Origin of the sequence: Polymorphospora sp. A560 (assembly GCF_045781765.1) — a bacterium.
Taxonomy (GTDB): domain Bacteria; phylum Actinomycetota; class Actinomycetes; order Mycobacteriales; family Micromonosporaceae; genus Polymorphospora; species Polymorphospora lycopeni.
In genome coordinates this window covers 2,196,067-2,221,847 of the sequence record NZ_CP122282.1, presented here as the reverse complement: position 1 = coordinate 2,221,847, position 25,781 = coordinate 2,196,067, and the positions used below count along the sequence as shown (strand labels likewise).

22 protein-coding genes and 1 pseudogene are annotated in these 25,781 nt (G+C 72.3%); 11 read left to right on the top strand and 12 right to left on the bottom strand.

Going from position 1 to position 25,781, the window contains the following annotated elements; translation table 11 throughout:
• The first annotated feature begins 3 nt into the window (after positions 1-3).
• Both QCD66_RS10115 and pgl read left to right on the top strand, forming a co-directional pair.
• A complete protein-coding gene (locus tag QCD66_RS10115) occupies positions 4-1,023 on the top strand; it encodes a glucose-6-phosphate dehydrogenase assembly protein OpcA (protein ID WP_357539672.1) in 1,020 nt (339 codons plus the stop codon).
• 23 nt (positions 1,024-1,046) lie between these two features.
• Positions 1,047-1,841 (top strand): 6-phosphogluconolactonase, encoded by a 795-nt coding sequence (pgl, locus tag QCD66_RS10110; RefSeq protein WP_375735893.1) that lies wholly within the window; start codon positions 1,047-1,049, stop codon positions 1,839-1,841.
• A gap of 14 nt (positions 1,842-1,855) precedes the next feature.
• Here pgl and QCD66_RS10105 read toward each other — a convergent pair whose 3' ends face one another.
• The 12 genes and pseudogenes from QCD66_RS10105 to rsgA form a co-directional block, all read right to left on the bottom strand.
• Positions 1,856-2,200, bottom strand: a complete 345-nt coding sequence (locus QCD66_RS10105; RefSeq protein ID WP_364215324.1) for an RNA polymerase-binding protein RbpA — start codon at positions 2,198-2,200, stop codon at positions 1,856-1,858.
• Positions 2,201-2,367: 167 nt separating this feature from the next.
• The gene (gene secG, locus QCD66_RS10100) at positions 2,368-2,631 is read right to left on the bottom strand and encodes a preprotein translocase subunit SecG (protein ID WP_212820767.1); all 264 of its coding nucleotides are present in this window, start codon (positions 2,629-2,631) and stop codon (positions 2,368-2,370) included.
• A 121-nt stretch (positions 2,632-2,752) separates the two neighbouring features.
• Positions 2,753-3,544, bottom strand: coding sequence for a triose-phosphate isomerase (tpiA, locus tag QCD66_RS10095; protein ID WP_364215328.1), 792 nt, complete (start codon positions 3,542-3,544; stop codon positions 2,753-2,755).
• Between the two features lie 4 nt (positions 3,545-3,548).
• Positions 3,549-4,751 carry a phosphoglycerate kinase gene (locus tag QCD66_RS10090; RefSeq protein WP_375735891.1) on the bottom strand — a complete coding sequence of 401 codons (1,203 nt, stop codon included), beginning with the start codon at positions 4,749-4,751 and terminating at the stop codon, positions 3,549-3,551.
• The gene (gene gap, locus QCD66_RS10085) at positions 4,748-5,752 is read right to left on the bottom strand and encodes a type I glyceraldehyde-3-phosphate dehydrogenase (RefSeq protein ID WP_357544152.1); all 1,005 of its coding nucleotides are present in this window, start codon (positions 5,750-5,752) and stop codon (positions 4,748-4,750) included. Before gap ends, QCD66_RS10090 begins: the two co-directional genes overlap by 4 nt.
• Positions 5,753-6,005: 253 nt before the next feature.
• Positions 6,006-6,986, bottom strand: coding sequence for a DNA-binding protein WhiA (whiA, locus tag QCD66_RS10080; RefSeq protein WP_364215336.1), 981 nt, complete (start codon positions 6,984-6,986; stop codon positions 6,006-6,008).
• A 56-nt stretch (positions 6,987-7,042) separates the two neighbouring features.
• Complete coding sequence (gene yvcK, locus QCD66_RS10075; protein ID WP_375735892.1) at positions 7,043-8,044, bottom strand: uridine diphosphate-N-acetylglucosamine-binding protein YvcK; 1,002 nt, start codon at positions 8,042-8,044, stop codon at positions 7,043-7,045.
• Positions 8,041-8,940, bottom strand: coding sequence for an RNase adapter RapZ (gene rapZ, locus QCD66_RS10070; protein WP_364215342.1), 900 nt, complete (start codon positions 8,938-8,940; stop codon positions 8,041-8,043). Before rapZ ends, yvcK begins: the two co-directional genes overlap by 4 nt.
• A gap of 259 nt (positions 8,941-9,199) precedes the next feature.
• Complete coding sequence (uvrC, locus tag QCD66_RS10065; RefSeq protein ID WP_407567090.1) at positions 9,200-11,410, bottom strand: excinuclease ABC subunit UvrC; 2,211 nt, start codon at positions 11,408-11,410, stop codon at positions 9,200-9,202.
• Between the two features lie 119 nt (positions 11,411-11,529).
• Positions 11,530-11,997, bottom strand: coding sequence for a Rieske (2Fe-2S) protein (locus QCD66_RS10060; RefSeq protein WP_364215348.1), 468 nt, complete (start codon positions 11,995-11,997; stop codon positions 11,530-11,532).
• 262 nt (positions 11,998-12,259) lie between these two features.
• A pseudogene (gene uvrA, locus QCD66_RS10055) lies at positions 12,260-15,211 on the bottom strand (excinuclease ABC subunit UvrA); the annotation flags it as partial.
• A gap of 361 nt (positions 15,212-15,572) precedes the next feature.
• Positions 15,573-16,640: a ribosome small subunit-dependent GTPase A gene (gene rsgA / locus QCD66_RS10050; RefSeq protein WP_364215351.1), complete on the bottom strand. Its 1,068-nt coding sequence runs from the start codon at positions 16,638-16,640 to the stop codon at positions 15,573-15,575.
• Between the two features lie 220 nt (positions 16,641-16,860).
• Between rsgA and QCD66_RS10045 the strand changes: the two genes are divergently transcribed.
• The 9 genes from QCD66_RS10045 to QCD66_RS10005 all read left to right on the top strand — a co-directional run bounded on the left by QCD66_RS10045 (position 16,861) and on the right by QCD66_RS10005 (position 25,775).
• On the top strand, positions 16,861-17,577 hold the full coding sequence (locus tag QCD66_RS10045; RefSeq protein WP_375736612.1) for a maleylpyruvate isomerase family mycothiol-dependent enzyme: 717 nt from the start codon (positions 16,861-16,863) through the stop codon (positions 17,575-17,577).
• A 10-nt stretch (positions 17,578-17,587) separates the two neighbouring features.
• The gene (locus tag QCD66_RS10040; RefSeq protein WP_364215355.1) at positions 17,588-18,241 is read left to right on the top strand and encodes an MBL fold metallo-hydrolase; all 654 of its coding nucleotides are present in this window, start codon (positions 17,588-17,590) and stop codon (positions 18,239-18,241) included.
• A gap of 258 nt (positions 18,242-18,499) precedes the next feature.
• Complete coding sequence (locus QCD66_RS10035) at positions 18,500-19,075, top strand: TerD family protein (protein ID WP_364215358.1); 576 nt, start codon at positions 18,500-18,502, stop codon at positions 19,073-19,075.
• A 188-nt stretch (positions 19,076-19,263) separates the two neighbouring features.
• Complete coding sequence (locus QCD66_RS10030; RefSeq protein ID WP_364215361.1) at positions 19,264-20,460, top strand: DUF475 domain-containing protein; 1,197 nt, start codon at positions 19,264-19,266, stop codon at positions 20,458-20,460.
• Between the two features lie 28 nt (positions 20,461-20,488).
• Positions 20,489-21,073, top strand: a complete 585-nt coding sequence (locus QCD66_RS10025; protein WP_364215364.1) for a TerD family protein — start codon at positions 20,489-20,491, stop codon at positions 21,071-21,073.
• Between the two features lie 106 nt (positions 21,074-21,179).
• Positions 21,180-22,373 (top strand): HpcH/HpaI aldolase/citrate lyase family protein, encoded by a 1,194-nt coding sequence (locus QCD66_RS10020; RefSeq protein ID WP_364215367.1) that lies wholly within the window; start codon positions 21,180-21,182, stop codon positions 22,371-22,373.
• Positions 22,370-23,812 (top strand): phosphoribosyltransferase family protein, encoded by a 1,443-nt coding sequence (locus tag QCD66_RS10015; protein WP_375736614.1) that lies wholly within the window; start codon positions 22,370-22,372, stop codon positions 23,810-23,812. Before QCD66_RS10020 ends, QCD66_RS10015 begins: the two co-directional genes overlap by 4 nt.
• Positions 23,809-24,945 (top strand): cysteine protease StiP family protein, encoded by a 1,137-nt coding sequence (locus tag QCD66_RS10010; protein ID WP_407567089.1) that lies wholly within the window; start codon positions 23,809-23,811, stop codon positions 24,943-24,945. Before QCD66_RS10015 ends, QCD66_RS10010 begins: the two co-directional genes overlap by 4 nt.
• Entirely contained in the window at positions 24,942-25,775 is an 834-nt protein-coding gene (locus QCD66_RS10005) for a hypothetical protein (protein WP_375736616.1), read from the top strand. Before QCD66_RS10010 ends, QCD66_RS10005 begins: the two co-directional genes overlap by 4 nt.
• Positions 25,776-25,781: the final 6 nt, after the last annotated feature.

Below are 25,781 nucleotides of genomic sequence, written 5' to 3'. Positions count from 1 at the left end.
CCCGTGATCGGGCTGTGGGACACCACCGGCAACGAGGTGGTGAAGGCGCTCGCCGCCGAACGGCGCAGCGCGGGCGGCGTCGCCAGCGGCATGGCGCTGACCCTGATCGTGGTCGTCGACGAGAAGCGGGTCCGCGAGGCGGAGGCGGCGGCGACCATCGCCGCCGCCGCCCACCCGTGCCGGCTGCTGGTCGTCGTCCGCTCCGACATCAACGGCGAACGGAACCGGCTCGACGCCGAGATCGTCGTCGGCGGCCGTCTCGGCCCCTGCGAGGCCGTCGTCATGCGGATGTCCGGCCGGCTGGCCCTGCACGCCGAGTCGGTCGTGATGCCGCTGCTGGTGCCGGACGTACCGGTGGTCACCTGGTGGCACAGCGAGCCGCCGGACGAGATCGCCACCGACTTCCTCGGCATCGTCGCCGACCGGCGGATCACCGACACGGCGCAGGCGGTGAACCCGGTCGAGGCGCTGCACCGGCGGGCGGCCGACTACGCGCCGGGCGACACCGACCTGGCCTGGACCCGGATCACGCCGTGGCGCACCCTGGTCGCCGGGGCGTTCGACACGACCGCGGCCGAGGTGACCGAGGCCACCATCACCGCACCGCCGACCGACCCGACGGCGGCGCTGATGTCCGGCTGGCTGAAGGCCCGGCTGGGCATCTCCCCCACGTTGCGGGAGACGACGGAGTTTCCCCGCATGCGCTCGGTCGAGCTGCGCTGCGCCAACGGCGACGAGCTGGAACTGGTCCGCGACGGCGGCATGGCGACGTTCCGGCGTACCGGCCAGAACGAGCGGCAACTTCCGCTGGTCCGTCGCCCGCTCGGCGACGAACTGGCCGAGGAACTGCGCCGGCTCGACGCCGACCAGATCTACTCGCAGTCGCTGGAGGCGATGGCCGGCGAATCGGGCCTCGAGGAGCGGCCGGCGCAGCGGGTGCACGTGTGGCGCGATCCGATCACCGCGAAGCGGGCCGAGGCGCAGATGGGTGCGCACGCCGGTCCGGGTGGGTCGGCCGGGTGAGCGGGCCGGAGCCGGAGGTGCCGGTGGCCGGCGTACGCCGGAACGTGCTCGGCGACCGGGACGAACTGGTCCGGGTCGTCGCCGCGCGGCTGGTCGAGACGCTGGCCGGGGCGCAGGCGGCCCGGGGCGCGGCGTCGGTGGTGCTCACCGGCGGCCGGGTCGCCGCCGACGTCTACCGCACGGTCCGTGACCTGTCCGACCGGGACCGCGTCGACTGGTCCAGGGTCGACGTGTGGTGGGGCGACGAGCGCTTCCTGCCGGCCGGCCACCCCGACCGCAACGAGACCCAGGCCCGGGCGGCGCTGCTCGACGCGCTGCCCCTCGACCCGGCCCGGGTGCATCCGATGCCCGCCGACGACGGGCCGGACGGACCCGACCCGCAGGCGGCGGCCCAGCGGTACGGGCAGGCCCTCGCCGTGGCCGCCGGTCCGGACGGCGACCTGCCACGGTTCGACGTACTGCTGCTCGGGGTCGGTGAGGACGGGCACGTCGCGTCGGTGTTCCCCGGCCATCCGGTCACCGGTGCGACCGAGCCGGTGGCCGCCGTCCGGGACAGCCCGAAGCCGCCGCCGGTGCGGATCACCCTCACCCTGCCGGCGATCAACACCGCCGGCGAGGTGTGGCTGGTCGCGGCCGGTGCCGACAAGGCCGGCGCGGTACGGCTGGCCCTGACCGAGTCCGGCACCGCCGCGCCCCCGGCCGACGCCGGGCCGGACGGCTGGGCGGGGCCGGCGGGGCCGCTGCCCGCGGCGGCCGTCCACGGCGTCGACCGCACCCGCTGGTTCCTGGACGCCGAAGCGGCCCCGTCCACCGGCTGACGGGGCGGAGTGGATCAGGCTTCGCCGCGGCGTCGGCGCAGGGCGGCCAGGGCCTCGGCGAGGATCGCCGCGCCGTCGGCTTCGCTGCGCCGCTCCTTCACGTATGCCAGGTGCGACTTGTAGGGCTCGGGCCGCGCCGGCCCCGGCGGGTTGTCGGCGTCGAGGCCGCCCGGCTGCCCGCAGCGGGGGCAGTCCCAGGTGGCCGGCGGCGGCACGTCGGCCGCGAGCAGGATCGGGTTGGCGTGCCCGCCGGCACACCAGTAGGTGACCGACCGGCGGGGTGCGGGTTCACCGCGCTCGATCGGTCGCATCGGACCGGATCCGATCCGGACACCCCGGATGGCGCTGCCACTGGCCACGGTCGTTCGCTCCTGTCGTCGGGTGCGGTGCCACCGGACGGCGGCGCGACACGATGGAGCGCGACGTGCGGCCGCCGGACCCGAGCGGCAACGGACGATCGGCCGCCAAGAATTCGGCGCGCGGACCGCAGTGCGGTCCGCGCGCCGAGTCTACGACTGTTCGCGGCTCAGGAGGCGCCCGTGTTCATGGCGAGCTTGAGCCAGAGGCCGAGCCCGACGATGCAGGCGAACCACACGATGCCGACGAGAACCGTGTAGCGGTCGAGGTTCTTCTCCGCGACCGACGACCCGGCCAGGCTGGAACTGACACCGCCGCCGAACATGCTCGACAGACCGCCGCCCTTACCGCGGTGCAGCAGGATCAGCAGGGTGAGCAGGGCGCTCGTGATGACCAGCAACACGATCAACGTGTATGCGAACGCGATCGGCATAGTTAGGTCAGTCCTCTCGATTACGGGGCCGCGCCAAGGATAGCGGTAGGACCGCGATCATGTGCACCGGGTACGGATCGACCCCTCGCCACCGTCCTGGTGACGAGGGGTCGACGACCGGCTACCGGGAGACGTGCTCCGGGAAGCGAACGATCTTGGCGAACTCGTCGGCGTCGAGACTCGCCCCGCCGATCAGCGCGCCGTCGACGTCCGGCTTCGCCATGATGCCGGCGATGTTCGACGACTTCACCGAACCGCCGTAGAGCACCCGGGTCCGCTCGCCGGTCTCCTTGCCGAACCGCTCGGCGACCCGCTCGCGGACCGCCCCGCAGACCTCCTGGGCGTCTTCCGGGGTCGCCGTCTTGCCGGTGCCGATCGCCCAGACCGGCTCGTACGCGATGACGACCTTCTCGACCTGCTCGGCGCTGAGCCCCTTCAGGGCCGCGTCGAGCTGATCGCTGCAGTGCGCGACGTGGCCGGCCGCCTCGCGGACCTCCAGACCCTCGCCGACGCAGAGGATCGGCGCGAGGCCGTGGGCCAGCGCCGCGGCGACCTTGGCGTTGACGGCCGCGTCGTCCTCGTGGTGGTAGGCCCGCCGCTCGGAGTGCCCGACGACGACGTACTGGCAGCCGAGGCGGGCGAGCATCGGGCCGGAGATGTCACCGGTGTAGGCCCCGGACGCGTACGGCGACAGGTCCTGGGCGCCGTACCCGATCAGGAGCTTGTCGCCGTCGATCAGCGTCTGCACACTGCGCAGGTCGGTGAACGGCGGCAGCACCACCGTCTCGACCTCGGTCAGCTGCTTCTCGTTGAGACTGAACGCCAACTTCTGGACCAGCGCGATCGCTTCCAGGTGGTTGAGGTTCATCTTCCAGTTGCCGGCCATCAACGGCCGGCGGACAGTGTCAGCCACCGAGCTACCCTTCCAGCGCCGCGATGCCCGGGAGGATCTTGCCCTCCAGGTATTCCAGCGAGGCACCCCCGCCGGTCGAGATGTGTCCGAACGCGGACTCGTCGAGTCCGAGGGTGCGTACGGCCGCCGCCGAGTCGCCGCCGCCGACGACCGTGAACCCGTCGACCTCGGTGATCGCCTCGGCGACGCCCCGGGTGCCGGCCGCGAACGGCTCCAGCTCGAACACGCCCATCGGCCCGTTCCAGAAGACCGTGCGGGCGCCGCCGATCGCCTCGGCGAAGAGGCTGACACTGCGCGGGCCGATGTCCAGCCCCATCCGGTTGGCCGGGATGGTGGCGGCGTCGACGACGGTCCGCTCCGCGTCGGCCGAGAACGCCGTGGCCGCGACCAGGTCGACCGGCAGCACGATCCGGTTGCCGGCACGCTCCAGCAGGTCCCGGCAGATCTCGACGCGGTCCTCCTCCAGCAGCGACTGGCCCACCTCGTAGCCCTGCGCCTTGAGGAACGTGAAGCACATGCCGCCGCCGACCAGCAGCCGGTCGACCTTCGGCAGCAGCGACTCGATCACCGCCAGCTTGTCGGAGACCTTCGAGCCGCCGAGCACGACCACGTACGGCCGCTCCGGGTCGCCGGTCAGCTTGGCCAGCACCTCGACCTCGCGCAGCACCAGCCGGCCGGCGAAGTGCGGCAGCCGCTCCGGTACGTCGTAAACGCTGGCGTGCCTGCGGTGCACGGCACCGAAGGCGTCGTCGACGTACGCGTCCGCGAACGCGGCGAGCTGGTCGGCGAACGCGCCCCGCTCGGCGTCGTCCTTGCTGGTCTCCCCCGGGTTGAACCGCAGGTTCTCCAGCAGCGCCACCTGCCCGCCGGTCAGCGCGCCGACCGCGGCCCGCGCCGACTCGCCGACGGTGTCCTCGGCGAAGACCACCTGGGAGCCGAGCAGGTCACCGAGCCGGGTCGCCACCGGCGCCAGGCTGTATTTCGGGTCCGGCGCGCCCTTGGGCCGCCCCAGGTGCGAGACCACGACCACGGCCGCACCGGCGTCGCGCAGCGCGGTGACCGTCGGCAGCACCGCCCGGATCCGGCCGTCGTCGGAGATGACGCCCGGATGCTCCTTCTCGAACGGGACGTTCAGGTCGGCGCGTACGAGTACGCGCCGACCCGACACACCCTCGGCGAGAAGATCATCGAGGGTACGGATGCTCACAGGGACGAACCCACCAGCTTGACCAGGTCGACCAGGCGGTTCGAGTAGCCCCACTCGTTGTCGTACCAGCCGACGACCTTGACCTGGTCGCCGATCCGCTTGGTGAGGCCGGCGTCGAAGATGCAGGAGGCCGGGTCGGTGACGATGTCGCTGGAGACGATCTCGTCCTCGGTGTAGACCAGGATGCCCTTGAGCGGGCCCTCGGCGGCGGCCTTGAGCGCGGCGTTGACGTCCTCGACCGACGCCTCACGCGACAGCGTGACGGTCAGGTCGGTGGCCGAGCCGGTCGGGATCGGCACCCGCAGCGCGTAGCCGTCCAGCTTGCCCTTCAACTCCGGCAGCACCAGGCTGACGGCCTTGGCCGCACCGGTCGAGGTCGGCACGATGTTCAGCGCCGCCGCGCGGGCCCGGCGCAGGTCCTTGTGCGGGCCGTCCTGGAGGTTCTGGTCCTGGGTGTACGCGTGGATGGTGGTCATCAGGCCACGCTCGATGCCGAACGTGTCGTTGAGCACCTTGGCCATCGGCGCGAGGCAGTTGGTGGTGCACGACGCGTTGGAGATGATCGAGTGCTGCGCGGGGTCGTAGGTGTCCTGGTTGACACCCATGACGACCGTCACGTCCTCGTTCTTGGCCGGGGCCGAGATGATGACCTTCTTCGCGCCGCCGTCGATGTGCGCCCGGGCCTTGTTGGCGTCGGTGAAGAAGCCGGTCGACTCGACGACCACGTCGACACCGAGGTCGCCCCAGGGCAGCTTGCCCGGGTCCTTCTCCTCGAAGACCTTGACGGTGTGGCCACCGACGGTGATCTCGTCCGCGGTCGCCTTCACCTCCTGGGGGAAGCGGCCGAGGATGCTGTCGTACTTGAGCAGGTGGGCGAGCGTCGCGTTGTCGGTCAGGTCGTTGGCGGCGACGATCTCGATGTCGGCGCCCGACGCGGACACCGCCCGGAAGAAGTTGCGGCCGATGCGGCCGAAGCCGTTGATGCCAACCCGGATGGTCACAGGTTCCATCTCCTCGCATTCTGGTCCGCCGGGAAAGCCCGTGACCGGCGGAAATTCTGTGCGCCGACCGTCCGCGGTCGGCCGCCGAAGGTCACCCCGGCCGCCCCGCCACGCCTCTGGAAGAAGCTCTGACCGCCCGAGGCGGTGCGTGCGGCGGGTTGGGCCGGGTGCCGGCCCCGTCGCCGTACGCTGCGACCCTATCCGAGCGCTGTCCGTCGTGGTGCGTCGGGGCGGAAACCGCCCCGGTCGGTGCTCAGACGACCATCATGTCCGGTGTGACGGCCGCCTCGGTGTCGGGAATGCCCAGGTCACGCGCCCGCTTGTCGGCCAAGGCGAGCAGCCGGCGGATGCGCCCGGCGATGGCGTCCTTGGTCAGCGGCGGGTCGGCGAGCGCGCCCAGCTCCTCCAGCGACGCCTGCCGGTGCTCCAGCCGCAACTGGCCGGCCGACGTCAGGTGGTTGGGGGCGTCGTCGGCGAGGATCTCCAGGGCCCGGGTCACCCGGGCCGCCGCCGCGACCGCCGCCCGCGCCGAACGGCGCAGGTTGGCGTCGTCGAAGTTGGCCAGCCGGTTCGCGGTCGCCCGCACCTCCCGGCGTACCCGGCGCTCCTCCCAGGCGAGCACGCTGGAGTGCGCGCCGATCCGGGTGAGCAGCGCGGCGATCGCGTCACCATCCTTGACCACGACCCGGTCGACACCGCGCACCTCGCGGTATTTCGCGGTGACCCCGATCCGGCGGGCGGCGCCGACCAGGGCCAGCGCCGACTCCGGCCCCGGGCAGGTGATCTCCAGGGCGCAGGACCGGCCGGGCTCGGTCAGCGAGCCGTGCGCCATGAACGCCCCCCGCCAGGCCGCCACCGCGCAGCACACACTGGCCGACACCACGTGCGGCGGCAGGCCGCGCACCGGACGCCCGCGCACGTCGAGCAGCCCGGTCTGGCGGGCCAGCGCCTCGCCGTCCTTGACCACCCGCACGATGTAGTGGCTGCTCTTGCGCAGTCCACCGGACGCCAGCACGTGGATCTCGCTCGGGTAGCCGTAGACCTCGGCCACCTCGCGGCGCAGCCGCCGGGCGACGGCGCCGGTGTCCAGCTCGGCCTCCACGACGACCCGGCCGGAGACGATGTGCAGGCCCCCCGCGAAGCGCAGCAGGGCGGCCATCTCCGCCCGGCGGCAGCAGGGTTTGGGTACGTCGACCCGGCTCAGCTCGTCCTTGACCGAAGCGGTCATCGCCATTTTCTCACGTCACCTCGTGGCCGGTTCCGGCTTGCTGCCGGTGTTTTCGTACGTGCTTAACGAGCGGAACCCAGTACGGGAACCAGTGCGGCCGCCAATGCGGCCGGATCGTGTCGGGGGCCGCCGTCGGAGACCGCCACCGGGGCGAGTAACAGCCGCGCACCCAGCGATTCTGCCGCACGATTGACCGGTTCGGGGTCACCTACGGCTTTCCCGTCCGCGATAACCGTGTCAACTGCCAACTCCGGAAGGTACCGGTGCAGGGCCGCCAGGTGCCCGGCGACCGAAAGGCCGTCGGTCTCCAGTTCGGCGGCCAGGTTGAGGGTCACCAGCCGCCGGGCCGGGCTGGCCACGATCGCGGCGGCGAGTTCGGGCACCAGCAGATGCGGGATCACACTGGTGTACCAGCTTCCCGGGCCGAAGATCAACCAGTCCGCGTCGGCCACCGCCGCCAGCGCCTGCGGGCAGGCCGCCGGCGCGCCGGGGGTCAGGCGTACGGTCTCCACCCGGCCGGTGGTGACGGCGACCTCGTGCTGACCGTGGACCGTGACCAGCTCGTCGGGGCGGGCCGGGTCGAGCCCCCGTACGTCGGCCTCGATCTCCACCCGGTCGCAGGACATCGGCAGCACCCGGCCGGCCGCGTCCAGCATCCGGGCCGCGTGGTCGAGCGCGGCCACCGGGTCGCCGAGCAGCTCCATCAGCCCGCACAGCACCAGGTTCCCGACCGCGTGCCCGACCAGCGGGTCGTCGGGCTGACCCGCCGGAACCGGGGTGAACCGGTGCTGGAAAAGGTCGGCACTGCGGCGCGTCTGCGGGGTGTCGGCGGTCAGCGCGACGAGCGCCTGCCGCAGGTCGCCGGGAGGCAGCGAGCCACGGTCGGTACGCAGCCGCCCGCTCGACCCGCCGTCGTCGCCGACCGTCACCACGGCGGTGATGTCGAGATCGAGCCGGCACTGCCGCAGCGCCCGTAACGAGGCGGCCAGCCCGTGCCCGCCGCCGAAGGCGACGACCCGGACCGGCCCCGGCCCGCCGGACGCCCCCCGTCCCGGCCCCCTCACTCGCGCCCCAGGTCACGGTGTTGCGGGTTGGCCGAAAGCCAGGCCAGCCGCAGCCGGGCGGCCAGCTCCTCGGCGATGGCGACGCTGCGGTGCTTCCCGCCGGTGCACCCGACGGCGACCGTCAGGTAGCGCTTGCCCTCCCGCTCGAACCCCGCGGCGGTGGAGCTGATCAGCCCGGCGTACGCCTCGATGAACGAGATCGCGCCATCCTGGCCGAGCACGTAGTCACTGACGTCGGCGTCCCGGCCGGTGTGCTCGCGCAACTCCGGCACCCAGTAGGGGTTCGGCAGGAAACGCGCGTCGAGCACGAAATCGGCGTCGGGCGGCAGGCCGTACTTGAACCCGAAGGACAGCACGGTCACCCGCAGCCGGCGGGCGTCCTCGCCCCCGAACAGCTCCTCGACCCGGCGCCGGAGCTGGTTGACGTTGAGGTGGCTGGTGTCGATGATCACGTCGGCCTGGTCGCGGGCCTCCTCCAGCAGCTTGCGCTCGGCGGTGATGCCGTCGACCAGCCGTCCTTCGCCCTGCAACGGATGCGACCGCCGGACGCTCTCGAAGCGGCGGATCAGCACCTCGTCGTCGGCGTCGACGAAGACCACCCGGGGCTGGAAGCCCCGCTCCCGCAGCGCCTCGATGGCACCGGCGAGATCGGTGGAGAAGGCCCGGCTGCGTACGTCCAGCACCATCGCGGTCTGCCGGGCGGCCCCACCGGCGGCGTACGCCAGCTCGGCCATCTCGAGCATCAGTGCCTGGGGAAGGTTGTCGACGACGTAGAAGCCGACGTTCTCCAGGGCGCGGGCCACGGTGCTGCGGCCGCCGCCGGAGACACCGGTGACCACCACCAGCCTGGTGTCCGACCGGGTGGCCCCGGGCCCGCTGTCGCTGCGTTCGCTCACGTCGCCTCCTCGCTGCGCTCGGCGGCGCCGTGCCAGAACCTGAACCTGATGGTTCGCTCGCTGGGCTCGCTCACACCGCCCCCTCGCTGCGCTCGGCGGCGCCGTGCCAAGACCTGAACCTGATGGTTCCGCTCGCTCACACCGACCCCTCGCTGCGCTCGGCGGCGCCGTGCCGGGCACGGAGCCCAATGGTTCGCTCGCTCACGATCTCCCCGTCGTGTACGGGCGGCCCGTCGGGCCGCTCGACCAGAATCCGATCCTAGGCGTCGTCACGCCGCACGGCCGGTCCGGACCCGGCGCCGCGCGTGCCGTCCGGGCCGGCGCCGGCGTCGGCACCCGGCCCGCCGGCGGCCGTCGCGGCCGGGCCGGCGACGGCGTCCGGGCCGGTCTCCGCCCGGGCGTCCGGTACGGGCGGCGGGGCCGGCTCGTCGCCGAGGGCCGCGAGAATCGCCTCGGCGGTGCGCGGGCCGACCCCCGGCACCTCGGTGATCTCCTCGACCGTCGCGGACGACAGGCGCTTCAGCGAACCGAAGTGGCGCAGCAACGCCTTGCGGCGTACCTCGCCGAGGCCGGGCACCCCGTCCAGGCCCGAGGCGGTCATCCGCTTGGAGCGGCGCTGGCGGTGGTAGGCGATAGCGAACCGGTGCGCCTCGTCGCGGATCCGCTGGAGCAGGTAGAGCGCCTCGGAGGTGCGCGGCAGGATCACCGGGAAGTCGTCGTCGGGCAGCCACACCTCCTCCAGGCGCTTGGCCAGCCCGCACAGGGCGACGTCGTCGATGCCCAGCTCGGCCAGGACCCGGGCGACGACGGCGACCTGCGGCTGCCCGCCGTCGACGACCACGAGCTGCGGCGGGTAGGCGAACCGTCGCGGCCGGCCGGTGGTCGGGTCGAGCAGGCTGCCGGCCGGCCCCCCGTCCGGGCCGCCATCCGGCGTGCTCTCCGCCGGCACCCCGGCGCCCACCGCGGCGTCGGCGCCCACCGCGGCGTCGGCCGCGACCGGGCCGCCGGACAGGCCGGGCCGGTCCGGGGCGGCGGCACCGGCCGGGGTCGCGCTGCCGGCCGGTATCTCCTCACTGGTCGCGTCGAGGTAGCGGCTGAACCGCCGGCGCAGCACCTCGGCCATCGCGGACAGGTCGTCGGTCGCGCCACGGACGGCGAACCGGCGGTATTCACTCTTGCGGGGCAGCCCGTCCTCGAAGACGACCATGCTGGCGACCACGTCGGTGCCCTGGATCTGCGAGACGTCGAAGCACTCGATCCGCAGCGGCGCGGTCTCCATGCCCAGCGCCTCGGCGAGTTCGTCGAGGGCCTTGCCACGGGTGGTCAGGTCGCCGGCCCGCTTCAGCTTGTGCCGGACCAGCGCCTCGGCGGCGTTACGGCCCACCGTCTCCAGCAGGGCTTTCTTGTCACCGCGCTGCGGCACCCGCAGGCTGACCCGGCTGCCCCGGTGGTCGGACAGCCATTCGGTGAGCGCCTCGGCGTCGCCGGGCAGGGCCGGCACCAGCAACTCCCGGGGCACGTCGGCCTCACCGTGCTGGCCGCCGTAGACCTGGGTGCAGAAGTAGTGCACCAGGTCACCGGTGGTCAGGTCCTCGACCTTCTCCACCACCCAGCCGCGCTGGCCGCGGACGCGGCCGCCGCGCACGTGGAAGACCTGGACGGCTGCCTCCAGCGGGTCCTCGGCGAACGCCACCACGTCGGCGTCGGTGCCGTCACCGAACACCACGGTCTGCTTCTCCATCGCCCGGCGCAGCGCGGCGAGGTCGTCCCGCAGCCGGGCCGCCTGCTCGAACTCCAGCCGCTCGCTGGCCTGCGACATCTCGCGTTCGAGCCGGCGGACCATGGTGTCGGTGCGCCCGGCCATGAAGTCGCAGAACCGGTCGACGATCTCGCGATGCTCGTCGGCACCGACCTGGCCGACGCACGGCGCGGAGCACTTGCCGATGTAGCCGAGCAGGCACGGCCGGCCGGCCTGGCCGGCCGCCTTGAAGACCCCGGAGGAACAGGTGCGGGCCGGGAAGACCCGCAGCAGCAGGTCGAGCGTCTCGCGGATCGCCCAGGCGTGCGAGTACGGCCCGAAGTAGCGCACGCCCTTGCGCTTCTCGCCGCGCATCACCTGCAGCCGGGGAAACTCCTCGCCGACGGTGACGGCGAGGTAGGGGTAGGACTTGTCGTCGCGGTACTTGACGTTGAACCGCGGGTCGAACTCCTTGATCCAGGTGTATTCGAGCTGGAGCGCCTCGACCTCGCCGCTGACGATGACCCAGTCGACCGACGAGGCCGTCGTCACCATCTGCTGGGTGCGCTGGTGCAGGTGCCAGGGGTCGGTGAAGTAGGAGTTGAGGCGGCTGCGCAGGTTCTTCGCCTTGCCGACGTAGATGACCCGGCCGCCGGGATCGTAGAAGCGGTAGACCCCCGGCGCCTCGGGAATCGTCCCCGGGGCGGGGCGGTAGGTCGAGGGGTCAGCCACGGCGGCAAGCCTAGCCCGTACCCCCGACACAACCCGGTCGACGGACCGGACCCGGCGGGCGGGACGACCCGGAGGCGCCGCGCGGGGCGCCGGTCGGCGCCCCGCCGCGACGCCGGTCGTCAGCCCAGGACGATGTTGTCGCCCTGGACGGTGACCGTCTTGCTCTGCAGCGGCGCGGTGGCCGGGCCGCCCTGCGGCGCGCCGTCCTCGATCGAGAACCGGCTGTTGTGGCAGGTGCAGTTGATCATGCCGCCCTCGATCCGGCTGACCGGGCACTGCTGGTGGGTGCAGATCGAACTGAACGCCTTGAAGTCACCCGCCGTCGGCTGGGTCACCACGACCTGCTGGGCGGCGAAGATGACCCCGCCGCCGACCGGTACGTCGGCGGTCGAACCCAGGGTGACGCCGCCGCCGGTGTCGCCGCCGCCGGTCGGCGCGGTGCCGGGCGTGGACGTGCCGCCGTCCGGGGACCCGTCGTCACCGCCGCAGGCGGCCAGTACGACGGTCGCGCCGACCGCGCCGGCACCCGCGAACAGCGAACGGCGGGTGGTGCTGCCCGGCCCGGTCACGACCTGGTCCTCACTCATGCGAAGCCCTTCCTGTCTGCTGGTGGGCCATGGATCTTCCACGACCCACCAGAAGGCACGGAATCGAGCCGGCGCTGGTTCAGCCGCGGGTCCGGGTGGCCGCCTTGCGGGGGGCGCGGGTCTTGGGCGCGGTGCCGCCGGACCCCGCCTCGCCGTCGGTCCCACCGGCCTCCGCGCCGGCCGTACCCGCGGACTTCGCGGACTTCGCGGTCTTCGCGGCGGTCGCCCTGGCGGTCTTCGTGGCCGGGCCGGCGGTCTTCGTGGCCGGGCCGGTGGCTTTCGTGGCCGGGCCGGTGGCCTTCGCGCCGGTGGACCGGCCGTTGGCCTTCGCCGCCCGGGCGACCGCCGACGCGCCGCCGTCGGGCTCGCCGGTCAGGCCGAGCACCGGGCGCAGGAACTGGCCGGTGTGGCTGTCGGCCACCTCGGCCAACTCCTCCGGGGTGCCGGCGGCCAGCATCGTGCCGCCGCGGTGGCCGCCCTCGGGTCCCATGTCGATCAACCAGTCGGCGGACTTGATCACGTCGAGGTTGTGCTCGATGACGATGACCGTGTTGCCCTTGTCGACCAGCCCGTCGAGGACCTTGAGCAGCTTGCGGATGTCCTCGAAGTGCAGGCCCGTGGTCGGCTCGTCGAGCACGTAGACGGTCCGGCCGCTGGAACGCTTCTGCAACTCGGAGGCGAGCTTGACGCGCTGCGCCTCACCGCCGGACAGGGTCGGCGCGGGCTGGCCGAGGCGGACGTAGCCCAGGCCGACGTCGACCAGGGTCTTGAGGTGCCGGTGGATGGCCGGGATGGCGGCGAAGAACTCGGCCGCCTCCTCGATCGGCATCTCCAGCACCTCGGAGATGGTCCGGCCCTTGTAGTGGACCTCCAGCGTCTCCCGGTTGTAGCGGGCGCCCTTGCAGACCTCGCACGGGACGTAGACGTCGGGCAGGAAGTTCATCTCGATCTTGATGGTGCCGTCGCCCGAGCACGCCTCGCAGCGCCCGCCCTTGACGTTGAACGAGAACCGGCCGGGACCGTATCCGCGTACCTTCGCCTCGGTGGTCTCGGCGAACAGCTTGCGTACGTGGTCGAAGACACCGGTGTAGGTGGCCGGGTTCGAGCGCGGCGTACGCCCGATCGGCGACTGGTCGACGCCGACGACCTTGTCGACGTGTTCGAGGCCGCTGACCCGGGTGTGCCGGCCGGGCACCAGCCGGGCCCGGTTGAGCTGGTTGGCGAGCACCGTGTAGAGGATGTCGTTGACCAGCGTCGACTTGCCCGACCCGCTGAGCCCGGTGACGGCGATGAACTGCCCGAGCGGGAAGCTGACGGTCAGGTTCTTCAGGTTGTGCTCGCGGGCACCGTGCACGACCAGCTCGCGGCCGGCGGTCTGCGGGCGGCGGGTGGCCGGCGTCACGATCGCCTTCCGCCCGGACAGGTAGGCGCCGGTCAGCGACTCCTCGTTGGCGAACAGGTCGTCCACCGAGCCGCTGTGCACGATCCGGCCACCGTGCTCGCCGGCGCCCGGGCCGATGTCCACGATCCAGTCGGCGGCCCGGATGGTGTCCTCGTCGTGCTCGACGACGATCAGCGTGTTGCCCAGCCCGCGCAGGCGTACGAGGGTCTCGATCAGGCGCTGGTTGTCCCGCTGGTGCAGCCCGATCGACGGCTCGTCGAGCACGTAGAGCACGCCGACCAGGCCGGAGCCGATCTGGGTGGCGAGCCGGATCCGCTGCGCCTCGCCGCCGGAGAGCGTGCCGGCGCCCCGGTCGAGCGACAGGTAGTCGAGCCCGACGTCGACCAGGAACCGCAGCCGGGCGTTGATCTCCTTGAGCACCCGCTCGGCGATCATCTTCTGCCGGTCGGTGAGGACCAGGCCGCCGAGCAGGTCGGCGCACTCGCCGACCGACAGGTTGGTGACCTCGGCGATGTTCTTGCCGGCCAGGGTCACCGCGAGGACCTCCGGCTTGAGCCGGGTGCCGCCGCAGGTGCCGCACGGCACGTCGCGCATGAAGCCCTCGTAGCGGTCGCGGGACCAGTCCGACTCGGTGTCGGAGTGCCGCCGCTCGATCCACTGCACCACGCCCTCGAAGCCGGTGTAGTAGGAACGTTCCCGGCCGTACTTGTTGCGGTAGCGGACGTGGACCTGGTCCTCGGAGCCGTACATGATCGTCTTCTGGGCCCGGGACGGCAGCTTGCGCCACGGGGTGTCGAGGTCGAAGTGCTCGGCGTCACCGAGGGCCTCGAGCAGGCGCAGGAAGTATTCGAGGGTGTGCCCGCCGCTCCACGGCGCGATGGCCCCCTCGCGCAGGGTGCGCTCCGGGTCGGGTACGACCAGGTCGGCGTCGACCTCCTTCTTGGTGCCGAGGCCGGTGCACTCGGGGCAGGCGCCGTACGGCGCGTTGAAGGAGAAGACCCGGGGTTCGAGGTCCTCGATCGCCAGCGGATGGTCGTTGGGGCAGGCCAGGTGCTCGGAGAAGCGCCGTTCGCGGTTGGGGTCGTCGTCGGCCAGGTCGACGAAGTCGAGCAGCACGATGCCGCCGGCCAGCGCGAGCGCCGACTCGACCGAGTCGGTCAGCCGCTGCTTGGCGCCGGCCTTGACGGTGAGCCGGTCGACCACCACCTCGATGGTGTGCTTCTCCTGCTTCTTGAGCTTGGGTGGCTCGCTGAGCGGGTGCACGACGCCGTCGACCCGGGCCCGGGCATAGCCCTTGGCCTGCAGTTCGGCGAAGAGGTCGACGTATTCGCCCTTGCGTCCGCGCACGACCGGGGCGAGCACCATGAACCGGGTGCCCTCCGTCATGGCGAGGACCCGGTCGACGATCTGTTGCGGGCTCTGCTTGGAGATCCGCTCGCCGCAGACCGGGCAGTGCGGCTCGCCGACCCGGGCGAAGAGCAGTCGCAGGTAGTCGTAGACCTCGGTGATGGTGCCCACGGTCGAGCGGGGGTTGCGCGAGGTCGACTTCTGGTCGATGGAGACCGCGGGGCTGAGCCCCTCGATGAAGTCGACGTCCGGCTTGTCCATCTGGCCGAGGAACTGCCGGGCGTACGACGACAGCGACTCGACGTAGCGGCGCTGCCCCTCGGCGAAGATCGTGTCGAACGCGAGACTGGACTTGCCCGAGCCGGACAGCCCGGTGAACACGATCATCGCGTCCCGCGGCAGGTCGAGGTTGACGTCGCGCAGGTTGTGCTCGCGCGCGCCGCGGATGATCAGTCGGTCGGCCACTGTCCGCCCACTCCCAGTTGCAATATAAGGGGATCTGTCCGGGGCACCGGCACAGTAACGATGCCGTCACTCATCGACTTGATCTCGTCGACACCTGATTCCATCGACGGCTGATCTCATCGACGCTGATGCCCGCCGGTCGTAGATGCCAACGACACAGAAACGTCGCGGCTACTGTATCCGCGGGGTATGACAGTTTTCCCCTCCCCCGAATTCCCGCGACCCGCCCCACACCCCCGACACCAGGTCACCGGGGGCGGCGGCGCCACGGACGGCCGGTGCCGGCGACCGCGACCGACGCGCCGGCCGGGGCCGCCGGCCAGAGGCCGACGGCCAGAGGCCGACGGCCAGAGGCCGACGGCTAGGGGCGGGCACCCCCGGCCCGCTGGTCCCGGTCGATCCGCTTCCACCTGGCCCGGTGCTCCGCCGCCACCCGGGCGTCGCGGCGGCGGGTCTCGAACGCCACCTCGCGCTGGAGCTTGCGCCAGCTCTCCCAGCGCCGGCCGGTCAGGTCACCGGACTCCAGCGCGGCCCGCACCGCGCACCCCGGTTCGCCGTTGTGCGCGCAGTCCCCGAACCGGCACCCGGCGGCCAGCTCGGCGATGTCGGCGAATGCCTGGTCGAGTCCCCCGGCGGCGTCGAGCAGGCCCACCGCGCGTACCCCGGGGGTGTCCAGCACCGCGCCGCCGCCCGGGATCGGGATCAACGCCCGGTACGTGGTGGTGTGCCGGCCCTTGCCGTCGACGCCGCGGACCCCCTGGGCGGCCATCACGACCGCCCCGGCGAGGGCGTTGACGAGGGTCGACTTGCCGGCGCCGGACGGGCCCAGCAGGGCCAGGGTCCGGCCGGCGGCGATCGACGGCCGCAGCGTGTCGAGGCCGTCGCCGCGCTGCGCGCTGACCGGCACGATCTCCACGCCGGGCGCGATCTCGGCGATCTGCCGGGCCACGGCCGCCGGGTCGGCGGCCAGGTCGCACTTGGTGAGTACGACCACCGGCCGGGCCCCGGACTCCCAGGCGAGCGCCAGCAGTCGTTCGATCCGGCCGACGTCCGGCTCCGGGTCCATCGGCTCGACGACCGCCACGGTGTCGACGTTGGCGGCCAGCACCTGACCGGTCGAGTCCTTGTCGGCGGTGCGCCGTACGACGGCGGTGCGCCGGGGCAGCACCGCCTCGGCGGTGACCCGCTGGTCGGGCCAGTGCCGGACCACCACCCAGTCGCCGGCACAGGGCAGGTTCGCCGGGTCGCGGCCGGCGGCGACCAGGACCCCGCCGGCGAGACTGGCGCGTACGGTGCCGTCGGCGCACAGCACGGTGCAGGCGCCGCGGTCGACGCGGATGACCCGGCCGGGTCGATGACTGGGATCGGGCGCGCGGAACGCGGCGGCCCGTTCGGCGTCCCAACCGAGGGACGTGATGTCGAACGTCATGGGAACCTTCTCGTGCGTGATGGTGCCGGCGGCCCGGTGTGGGCCGTCAGATACCCGGTGAGACGGGGCTGGTCGCGTTCGCCCGCATGGATGGCGGCATGGACTGGCACCCCCTCTCGGTTCCTGCGTGACGCGTCGGCATCGACGGTAGAGCCTCCCCCGACCCGCCGAAAGGCATTTCCGTCCGGCCCCGTGGCGGTACGGCGGTTAGGGTCGGACCGTGACGGCTGACCCGCTCGTACTCATGGCCGAGGTGCGACGCGCGACCGACCGGCTGCTGTCGACGGTGGCGGACCTTTCCGACGCGGCGGTCGCCGCGCCGTCGGCGCTGCCGGGCTGGAGCCGCGGACACGTGCTGACCCACCTGGCGCGCAACGCCGACGGGATGACCAACCTGCTGGAGTGGGCGCGGACCGGGGTGGTGACCCCGCAGTACCCGAGCTGGGAGCGCCGGGTCGCCGACATCGAGGCGGGCGCCGGGCGCCCGCTGGCGGTCCAGCTCGCCGACCTGCGCGACTCGGCCGCCCGGCACGCCGCCACGGCCGACCGGCTGACCAGCGAGATGTGGCTCACCACGCTGGAGATCCCGGACCGCCCGCAGACCGCGGCGTACGGGGTGTGGCGGCGGCTGCGGGAGATCGAGGTGCACCACGTCGACCTGGCCGCCGGCTACCGGCCGCGGGACTGGCCGGAGGCGTTCGCCCTCCACCTGCTGCACGAGATCGTCAGCGGCTACGCCGGGCGTGACGACGCGCCGAACGTCGTGCTGTGCCCCGTGGAGACGGGGCAGGAACTGTCCGTCGGTGCCGCCGGGGCGACGCCGACGGTTACCGGGCCGGCGTACGCGCTGGCCGGGTGGCTCACCGGGCGGTCCACCGGCGAGTCGCTCGAGGTCACCCCGGACGGACCGCTGCCGAATCCGCCGAACTGGATGTGAAGGAACCCCGATGCCTTATACCGGAGATGTCGCACCGGGTGGCCCGCCCGACGTACGCGAGCTGGACGACCTGGCCATCACCAAGCTCTCGGTCGGGCCGATGGAGAACAACGCCTACCTGCTGCGCTGCCGGGCGACCGGCGACCAGGTGCTGATCGACGCCGCCAACGAGGCGCCGCGGCTGCTGGAACTGGTCGGTGGAGGCGGGCTGTCCGCGGTGGTCACCACCCACCAGCACATGGACCACTGGGTGGCGCTGGAGGAGGTGGTGGCGACCACCGGCGCCCGGTCGCTGGTGCACGCGCTCGACGCCGAGGGGCTGCCGATCCCGTCCGAGCCGCTGGCCGAGGGCGACACCGTACGCGTCGGCGACTGCGCCCTGGAGGTGATCCACATCGTGGGGCACACGCCGGGGTCGATCGCCCTGCTCTACCGCGACCCGGCTGGGGTGCCCCACCTGTTCACCGGGGACAGTTTGTTCCCGGGCGGGGTCGGCAACACCGACAAGGACCCGCAGCGGTTCGCTTCCCTGATCGACGATGTCGAGCACAAGCTCTTCGACCGGCTGCCCGACGAGACCTGGTTCTATCCCGGTCACGGCAAGGACAGCACGCTCGGTGCCGAACGGCCGGGGGTGCCGGAGTGGCGGGCCCGCGGCTGGTGACGCCGGGCCGGTTCGGTCGGCGGTTCGGCCGTGACAATCCGTTTCTCAGGATTCTTTGATCTCACGGTGGTAACCTCCCCGTTCCGTGAGGTCAGGTCGCCCATCGAGGGTGCGTCACGTGTTGCGTCGGTCTGCGACGCTCGGTGAGGCAGCCGGGAGACCCGGCCTCACAGTGGTATTACACGCTGGTACGGGCTACGGCCCGGCCACAAGTTCATTCGCGGGATCGTCCCGCCGTGCAGCGAGTTGGAGGAGTTCGTGGGAGTCAGCCTCAGCAAGGGTGGCAACGTCAGCCTCACCAAGCAGGCCCCGGGTCTGACGGCCGTCACGGTCGGTCTGGGCTGGGACGTACGCACCACCACCGGCACCGATTTCGACCTCGACGCCAGCGCCATCATTTGCAACGCCTCGGGCAAGGCGGTTTCGGACCAGCACTTCATCTTCTTCAACAACCTGACCTCGCCCGACGGGTCGGTGCAGCACCTCGGTGACAACCTCACCGGTGAGGGCGACGGCGACGACGAGCAGATCAACGTCAACCTCGCCGGCGTGCCCGGCGACGTCGACAAGATCACGTTCACCGTGTCGATCTACGACGCCGAGGGCCGCAGCCAGTCGTTCGGCCAGGTCGCCAACGCCTTCATCCGGGTGGTCAACCAGGCCGGCGGCGAGGAGCTGGCCCGTTACGACCTCTCCGAGGACGCCTCCACCGAGACGGCCATGGTGTTCGGCGAGCTCTACCGTCGTGACGCCGAGTGGAAGTTCCGGGCCGTCGGCCAGGGCTATGCTTCCGGCCTGCGGGGCATCGCGCAGGACTTCGGCGTCAACGTCTGACAACCGGCGGCGCAGCCAGCCGCCTGCACCTTCACTCCGCGGGTCGTCCTTCCAACCGGACGGGCGGCCCGCGGCCGTGTGAACGACACCACTTCGAGACCTCCCGCCGGACGATCTTCAACCGGTCCATCGAACGATCTCCACCAGCACATCGACATCCTCTGACAACTGTCCATTCGGAGCGCCACGTGTTCTTACGTACCTTCTTCTGGTCCCTGGCGATCACTGTGGCGACTCTGATCGCCGCAGCCTGGTTCGGTGGCCCTACCGCGTTGGTCCTGGTCGCGGTGCTGATCGTGCTGGAGGTCTCCCTCTCGTTCGACAACGCCGTCATCAACGCCAGCGTGCTGCAACGCATGTCGCGGTTCTGGCAGAAGATCTTCCTCACCGTCGGTATCGCCATCGCCGTCTTCGGTATGCGGCTGGTCTTCCCGGTGCTGCTGGTGACGTTCACCGCCGGCCTCGGCCCGATCGAGGCCTTCCAGCTGGCCATCGACTCGCCCGACGACTACCAGCACGCGCTGGAGGAGGCGCACCCCGCCATCGCGGCGTTCGGCGGCATCTTCCTGCTGATGATCTTCCTCGACTTCATGTTCGAGGACCGCGAGATCAAGTGGATCAAGCCGATCGAGGCGGTGCTGGCCAAGCTCGGCCGGCTCGACCACCTGTCGGTCGTCGTCGGTCTCGCCGTGCTGCTGGCCGCCGGCGAACTGCTGGCCGGCGACAACGCGGCGACCGTGCTCACCTCCGGCCTCTACGGCCTGGTGACCTACCTGCTGGTCAAGGGTCTCGGCGAACTGTTCGAGTCGGCCGGTGAGAACCTGGTCGAGAACGTCACCCACGAGTCCGAGGACGCGGACGGGTCGAAGGACGCGAAGAACCCGACGACCGCGCCCGGCGTACCGGCGACCAACGCGGTGGCCGAGGCCGTCGCGGCCGACGCCAAGACCAAGACCGAGACCAAGGGCGGACAGCCGGTCACCGTCGCCGTCGGCAAGGCCGCGTTCTTCCTGTTCCTCTACCTCGAGGTCCTCGACGCGTCGTTCAGCTTCGACGGCGTCGTCGGCGCGTTCGCGATCACCTCGAACATCTTCATCATCGTCGCCGGCCTCGGCGTCGGTGCCTTCTTCGTCCGTTCGATCACCGTTTACCTGGTCAACAAGGGGACGTTGGCCGAGTACGTCTATCTGGAACACGGTGCGCACTGGGCGATCGGCGCGCTGGCCACGATCCTGATCCTGACCATCAACATCCACATCAACGAGATCTTCACCGGCCTCATCGGCCTCGCCTTCATCCTCGCCTCGTTCGCCAGCTCGGTGATTCGCAACCGCCGCGCCGGCGCCGGCTCCGACCGGTCGGGTTCCGAACTCGCGAAGGTCTGACGGACACACCAACGCAGGGAGCAGCACCATGGCAGTGCAATTGACCAAAGGGCAGCGGGTCTCACTCGAGAAGCCCGGTGGCACCCTGACCCGGATCCGGATGGGCCTGGGCTGGGACGCCGCACCCGCCAAGGGATTCTTCGGCAAGCTGCGCGGCGGCGGCGGGGGCATCGACCTCGACGCGTCGTGCCTGCTGCTCGACGGCTCGGGTCGGCTGCTCGACCAGGTGTGGTGGCGGCAACTGCGCAGCAAGGACAACTCGATCGTCCACACCGGTGACAACACCACCGGCGAGGGCGACGGCGACGACGAGTCGATCATCGTCGAACTGGGTCAGGTGCCCGCCGCGGTGCAGACCCTGGTCTTCACCGTCAACTCGTTCACCGGCGAGGACTTCTCCCGGGTCGCCAACGCCTACTGCCGGGTGGTCGACGAGACCAACGGCAGCGAGCTGGCCCGCTTCACCCTGACCGGATCCGGCACCCACACGGCGCTGGTGATGGCCCGGGTCAACCGCCAGGGCGCCGGCTGGGCGCTCACCGCCATCGGCGCCCCCGGCAGCGGCCGCACGTTCCAGGAACTCATGCCCCTGGTGGCCGCCAACCTGGGCTGACCGCCCGGGTCGATCCGCACCACCCGCCGGCACCACCCGCCGGCGGGCCACCCATCACCACGTGGCGCGCCGCGCCCCCGTCCCGGGAAGAGAAGAAAGGACAGCAATGCGCTACTTCTCCCACCTGGTCGGGGGTGCGGCGGACACACTGTTCCACCGCCCCCCGACCGACTTCGCCCGCGACTCCCCGCCCGAGCGGCTGGCCCTCGCCCTCGGCGCCACCCTCTACTCCCCCGCCGTACGCCCCCAGCTCGCCTCCGACATCGCCCGGTGCCACGCCGAGGGCGTGATGAGCATGGTGTGCTGCCTCGAGGACGCCATCCGCGACGACGAGGTCGACGCGGCCGAGATCAACCTTCCCCGGCAGCTACGGCAGGTGGCGCAGCAACGCCCCGACGGCCCGCTGCTCTTCGTCCGGGTCCGCCACCCCGACCAGATCTACCGGCTCGCCGAACGGCTCGGCGACGACCTCGGGGTGCTCAGCGGCTTCGTCCTGCCCAAGTTCCGCGCCGACGACTCCGGGCAGGCCGGGCTGCGCGCCGTACGCGACGTCGCCAGGGCCACCGGCCGCCCGCTGTACGCCATGCCGGTGCTGGAGACCCCCGAGATCGCACACGCCGAGACGCGGCAGGGCACCCTGCTCGCGATCCGGCACCTGCTCGACCTCAACCGCGACCTGATCCTCGCCGTACGGGTCGGCGCAACCGACCTGAGCAGCGTCTACGGCCTGCGCCGGCCGGCCGAACTGACCGCCTGGGACATCGGCGTCGTCGCCTCGGTGCTGACCGACATCATCAACGTCATGGCCCGCCGCGACGGCACCGGCTATCTCGTGACCGGCCCGGTGTGGGAGTACTTCTCCGGCGGCGAACGGGTCCTGAAGCCGCAACTGCGGGTCACCCCGTTCGAGGACCACGACGACAGCGGCCGGCTGCTGCGCCGCCACCTGGTCCGGCAGGCGCTCGACGGCCTGATCCGGGAGCTGCTGCTCGACCGCTCGAACGGGCTCAACGGCAAGACCGTCATCCACCCGAGCCACGCGGCGGCCGTACACGCCCTCAGTGTTGTCAGCCACGAGGAATACAGTGACGCGGTGGCGATCTGCGACGACTCGGCCGGCGGCCTCGGCGGTGGCGTGCTGCGCAGCCTCTACGGCAACAAGATGAACGAGGTCAAGCCGCACCGCCCGTGGGCCGAGCAGACCCTGCTGCGGGCCAGCGTGTTCGGCGTGGCCGCCGAAGGGGTGGGCTTCGTCGACTTCCTCGACGCCACCGTCAGCCCGCCGGAGCTCGCCGCTTGAGCCGCACCGATGCGACCTGGTCCGGGACCTGGGTCACCGAACGTCTCGGCATCCGCCTCGTCGACACCGCCGGTCCCGGTACGCCGGCAGACACCCCGCGCCTGGCCGACCTCGCCGGCCTGGCCGTACGGCGCAACCCCCGCCGCGCCCACCTGATCGTCTCCGAGGTGCTGGGCAAGCACATCCCGGTCGACCCGCGGACCGTCTACACCGCGGGCTGGTTACTCGGCCGGCGGGTCGCCGAACTGCTCGGCGCGAAGCTGACCGACGTCGACGCCGTACCCGGACCGGACCGTGCCCCGGCCCCCGGCGCCGGGATCCCGCCGGCCGGCGTCGCGCACCTGCCCGAGCCGCCCCTCGTCGTCGGATACGCCGAGACCGCCACCGCCCTCGGCCACGTCGTCGCCGACGTCTTCGCCGGCGCCGACTACCTGCACTCCACCCGCCGGCCGGTGCCCGGCGTGCCGCTGCTCGGCCGCTTCGACGAGACCCACAGCCACGCCACCGAGCACCTGCTGCTGCCGGCCGACCCGGGCTGGCTCGACCGGCCCGGCCCGCTCCTGCTCGTCGACGACGAGCTGTCCACCGGGCGGACCGCGGCGGCGACGATCCGCGCCCTGCACGCCCTACGGCCCCGCGAGCACTACGTCATCGCCGCCCTGCTCGACCTGCGCGGCGGCCCCGACCAGCGGATGCTCGCCGAACTCGGCACCGAACTCGGGGCCCGGGTCGATGTGGTGTCGCTGGCCGCCGGTGGTGTCGTCCTCCCCGACGACGTGCTCGAACGCGGCCGCGCGCTGGTCGACGCCGTCGACACCGGGCGGCCCCCGGCCGGCCCGCACCGTTCGGGCGGCCGGTCGCCGGCACCGCGCCGGGCGCCGTCGGACGTCGTACGGGTCGACGCCGGCTGGCCGGCCGATCTGCCCGACGGCGGCCGGCACGGGTTCGCCGCCCGGCACCGGCCGGCCCTGGCCGGGGCGGTGTCCCGGCTCGCCGAACAGGTCGCCGCCGGGTTCCCCGACGACGCGCGGATCCTCGTGCTCGGCACCGAGGAGTTCATGTACGCCCCGCTCGCCCTGGCCTGCCGGCTGGCGCGGACCCGACGCGGCCCGGTCCGGTTCTCCTCCACCACCCGCTCGCCGGTGCTCGCCGTCGACGAGCCCGGATACGCGATCCGCACCACGCTGACGTTCCCTCCGCACGACCACGAGACCGACGGCGTCCGGTACGTCTACAACGTCGCGCCGCCAGATGCCGCCGAACCGTTCGACCGGATCGTGCTGGTCGTCGACCGGACCGCCGACACCCCGCGGCTGTGGCAGGACGACGGGCTGGTGGCGGCACTGCGCGCGGTCAGCGGCGGCGTCACCGTCGCGGTCGTACCCGATCTGGTCCCGGTGGTCGCCACGGCGCCGGCCGGACAGGAGGTAGCCCGATGACCCTGCCCACGCCGCTGCACGGCCCGGCGTTCTCCTCGTACGACGCGGCCGAGGTGACCTGGCTGCTGACCGACCTGTCGGACGTGGAGTTGGAGGCCCCGGTCGAGCAGCGGGAGGCGCGGATCCAGTCCGGCGCCGCCCACTACGCCGAGTCGCTGCCGACCGAATACCAGCCGTCCGGGGAATACCTGGAGCTGTTCCACGCCGCGCTGGCCGAATCCGCCGACCGCGTCGCGCACGCGGTCGGGGTGGTCACCGAACTGGTGCTGGCGCAGCGGGAGGCGCCGGTGCTGGTGTCGCTGGCCCGGGCCGGTACCCCGGTCGGCATCCTGATGCGCCGCTGGGCCCGGTACGCCCACGGCGTCACACTGCCGCACTACACCGTGTCGATCGTGCGGGACCGCGGCATCGACCGGGTGGCGATGCGCTACCTGGCCCGGCACCACGACCCGGCCCAGGTGATGTTCGTCGACGGCTGGACCGGCAAGGGGGCGATCTCCCGGGAGCTGCGGGCGGCCCTCGACCTGCTGGCCGAACAGGACGGCCTGGTCTTCGACCCGACGCTGGCCGTGCTCGCCGACCCCGGCAACTGCGTGACCGTGTTCGGCACCCGCGACGACTTCCTGATCCCGTCGGCGTGCCTGAACTCGACGGTGTCCGGGCTGGTGTCGCGCACCGTGCTCAACGACCGGCTGATCGGGCCGGGCCAGTTCCACGGCGCGAAGTTCTACCGGCACCTCGCCGACGCCGACGTCTCCAACCTGCTGCTCGACCGGATCACCGCGCGGTTCCCGGCGGTCGCCGACCGGGTCGCCGCCGACTGGCCGGCCCTGGCCGCGTCGGACCGCACCCCGGACTGGAGCGGCTGGCACACCGCGCTCCGGCTGACCCGCGAGTACGGCCTCGACAACGTCAACCTGCTCAAGCCCGGGGTCGGCGAGACGACCCGGGTGTTGCTGCGCCGGATGCCGTGGCGGGTGCTGATCCGCCCCGACGCCGTCGCCGACCTCGGGCACGTACTGCTGCTCGCCGAGCAGCGCGGCGTGCCGGTGGAGAAGGTGGCCGACCTGCCGTACTCGGCGGTTGGTCTGATCCGGCCGCGCGGCGCGGCCGGGACGGACGTGGCGTCGTGAGCACGGTCATCGCCACCGACCTCGACGGCACCGTGCTGTTCTCCGAACGCGCGATGGCGGCCGGCGCCACCCGCCCCGACCCGGCCGACCTGGTGCCGGTCGACATCGACGGCGACCGCACCTACGCCTACATGACGACGGCCACCACAACCCGCTGGGCCGAGCTGGCGGCGGCCGGCGTGGTGGTGCCGGCCACCACCCGTTCGGTCCCGCAGTACCTGCGGCTGCGGCTGCCCGGCCGGGCACCGTCGCTGGCGATCGTCTGCAACGGGGCCCGGCTGCTCGTCGACGGCGAATCCGACCCGGTCTGGGAGCGGCAGGTCCGCCGCAACATGGCCGCCGCCGCGGCCACGTTCGACGCGGTCTGGCAGCAGGGCGTCGACTGGCACGGCCGGCGCGGGTTCGCCGCCGTACGCGCGGTCGAGGACTTCTTCCTCTACCTGACCGTGGAGACCCGCGAGGCGTGGCTGCCGGACTTCGCCGCCGAGGCCGGCGAGTGGGCCGGCGCCTGCGGCTGGCGGGTGTCGTTGCAGGGCCGCAAGCTCTACCTGCTGCCGTCCAGCCTGGACAAGGCCGCCGCCGTCGCCCACGTCGCCGAACGGGTGGCCGCCGACCGGGTCGTCGCCGGCGGCGACTCGCTGCTCGACGCCGATATGCTGCGGGCCGCCGACGCGGCCATCCGGCCCGCGCACGGCGAACTGCACCTGACCGGATTCACCGCGCCGCACTGCCGCACCACCGCGTCCGCCGGCGCCGCCGCCGGCGACGAGATCGTGCGGTGGTACGGCGAACAGACCATCGACCGGCCGACGTCCACCGCGTCCCGCTGACACCAC

Coding starts and splice junctions, on each gene's coding strand:
- secG (WP_212820767.1), bottom strand. CDS start 2,631: ATGCCGATCGCGTTCGCATACACGTTGATCGTGTTGCTGGTCATCACG.
- whiA (WP_364215336.1), bottom strand. CDS start 6,986: ATGGCGATGACCGCTTCGGTCAAGGACGAGCTGAGCCGGGTCGACGTA.
- QCD66_RS10060 (WP_364215348.1), bottom strand. CDS start 11,997: ATGAGTGAGGACCAGGTCGTGACCGGGCCGGGCAGCACCACCCGCCGT.
- rsgA (WP_364215351.1), bottom strand. CDS start 16,640: ATGACGTTCGACATCACGTCCCTCGGTTGGGACGCCGAACGGGCCGCC.
- QCD66_RS10040 (WP_364215355.1), top strand. CDS start 17,588: ATGCCTTATACCGGAGATGTCGCACCGGGTGGCCCGCCCGACGTACGC.
- QCD66_RS10025 (WP_364215364.1), top strand. CDS start 20,489: ATGGCAGTGCAATTGACCAAAGGGCAGCGGGTCTCACTCGAGAAGCCC.
- QCD66_RS10020 (WP_364215367.1), top strand. CDS start 21,180: ATGCGCTACTTCTCCCACCTGGTCGGGGGTGCGGCGGACACACTGTTC.
- QCD66_RS10010 (WP_407567089.1), top strand. CDS start 23,809: ATGACCCTGCCCACGCCGCTGCACGGCCCGGCGTTCTCCTCGTACGAC.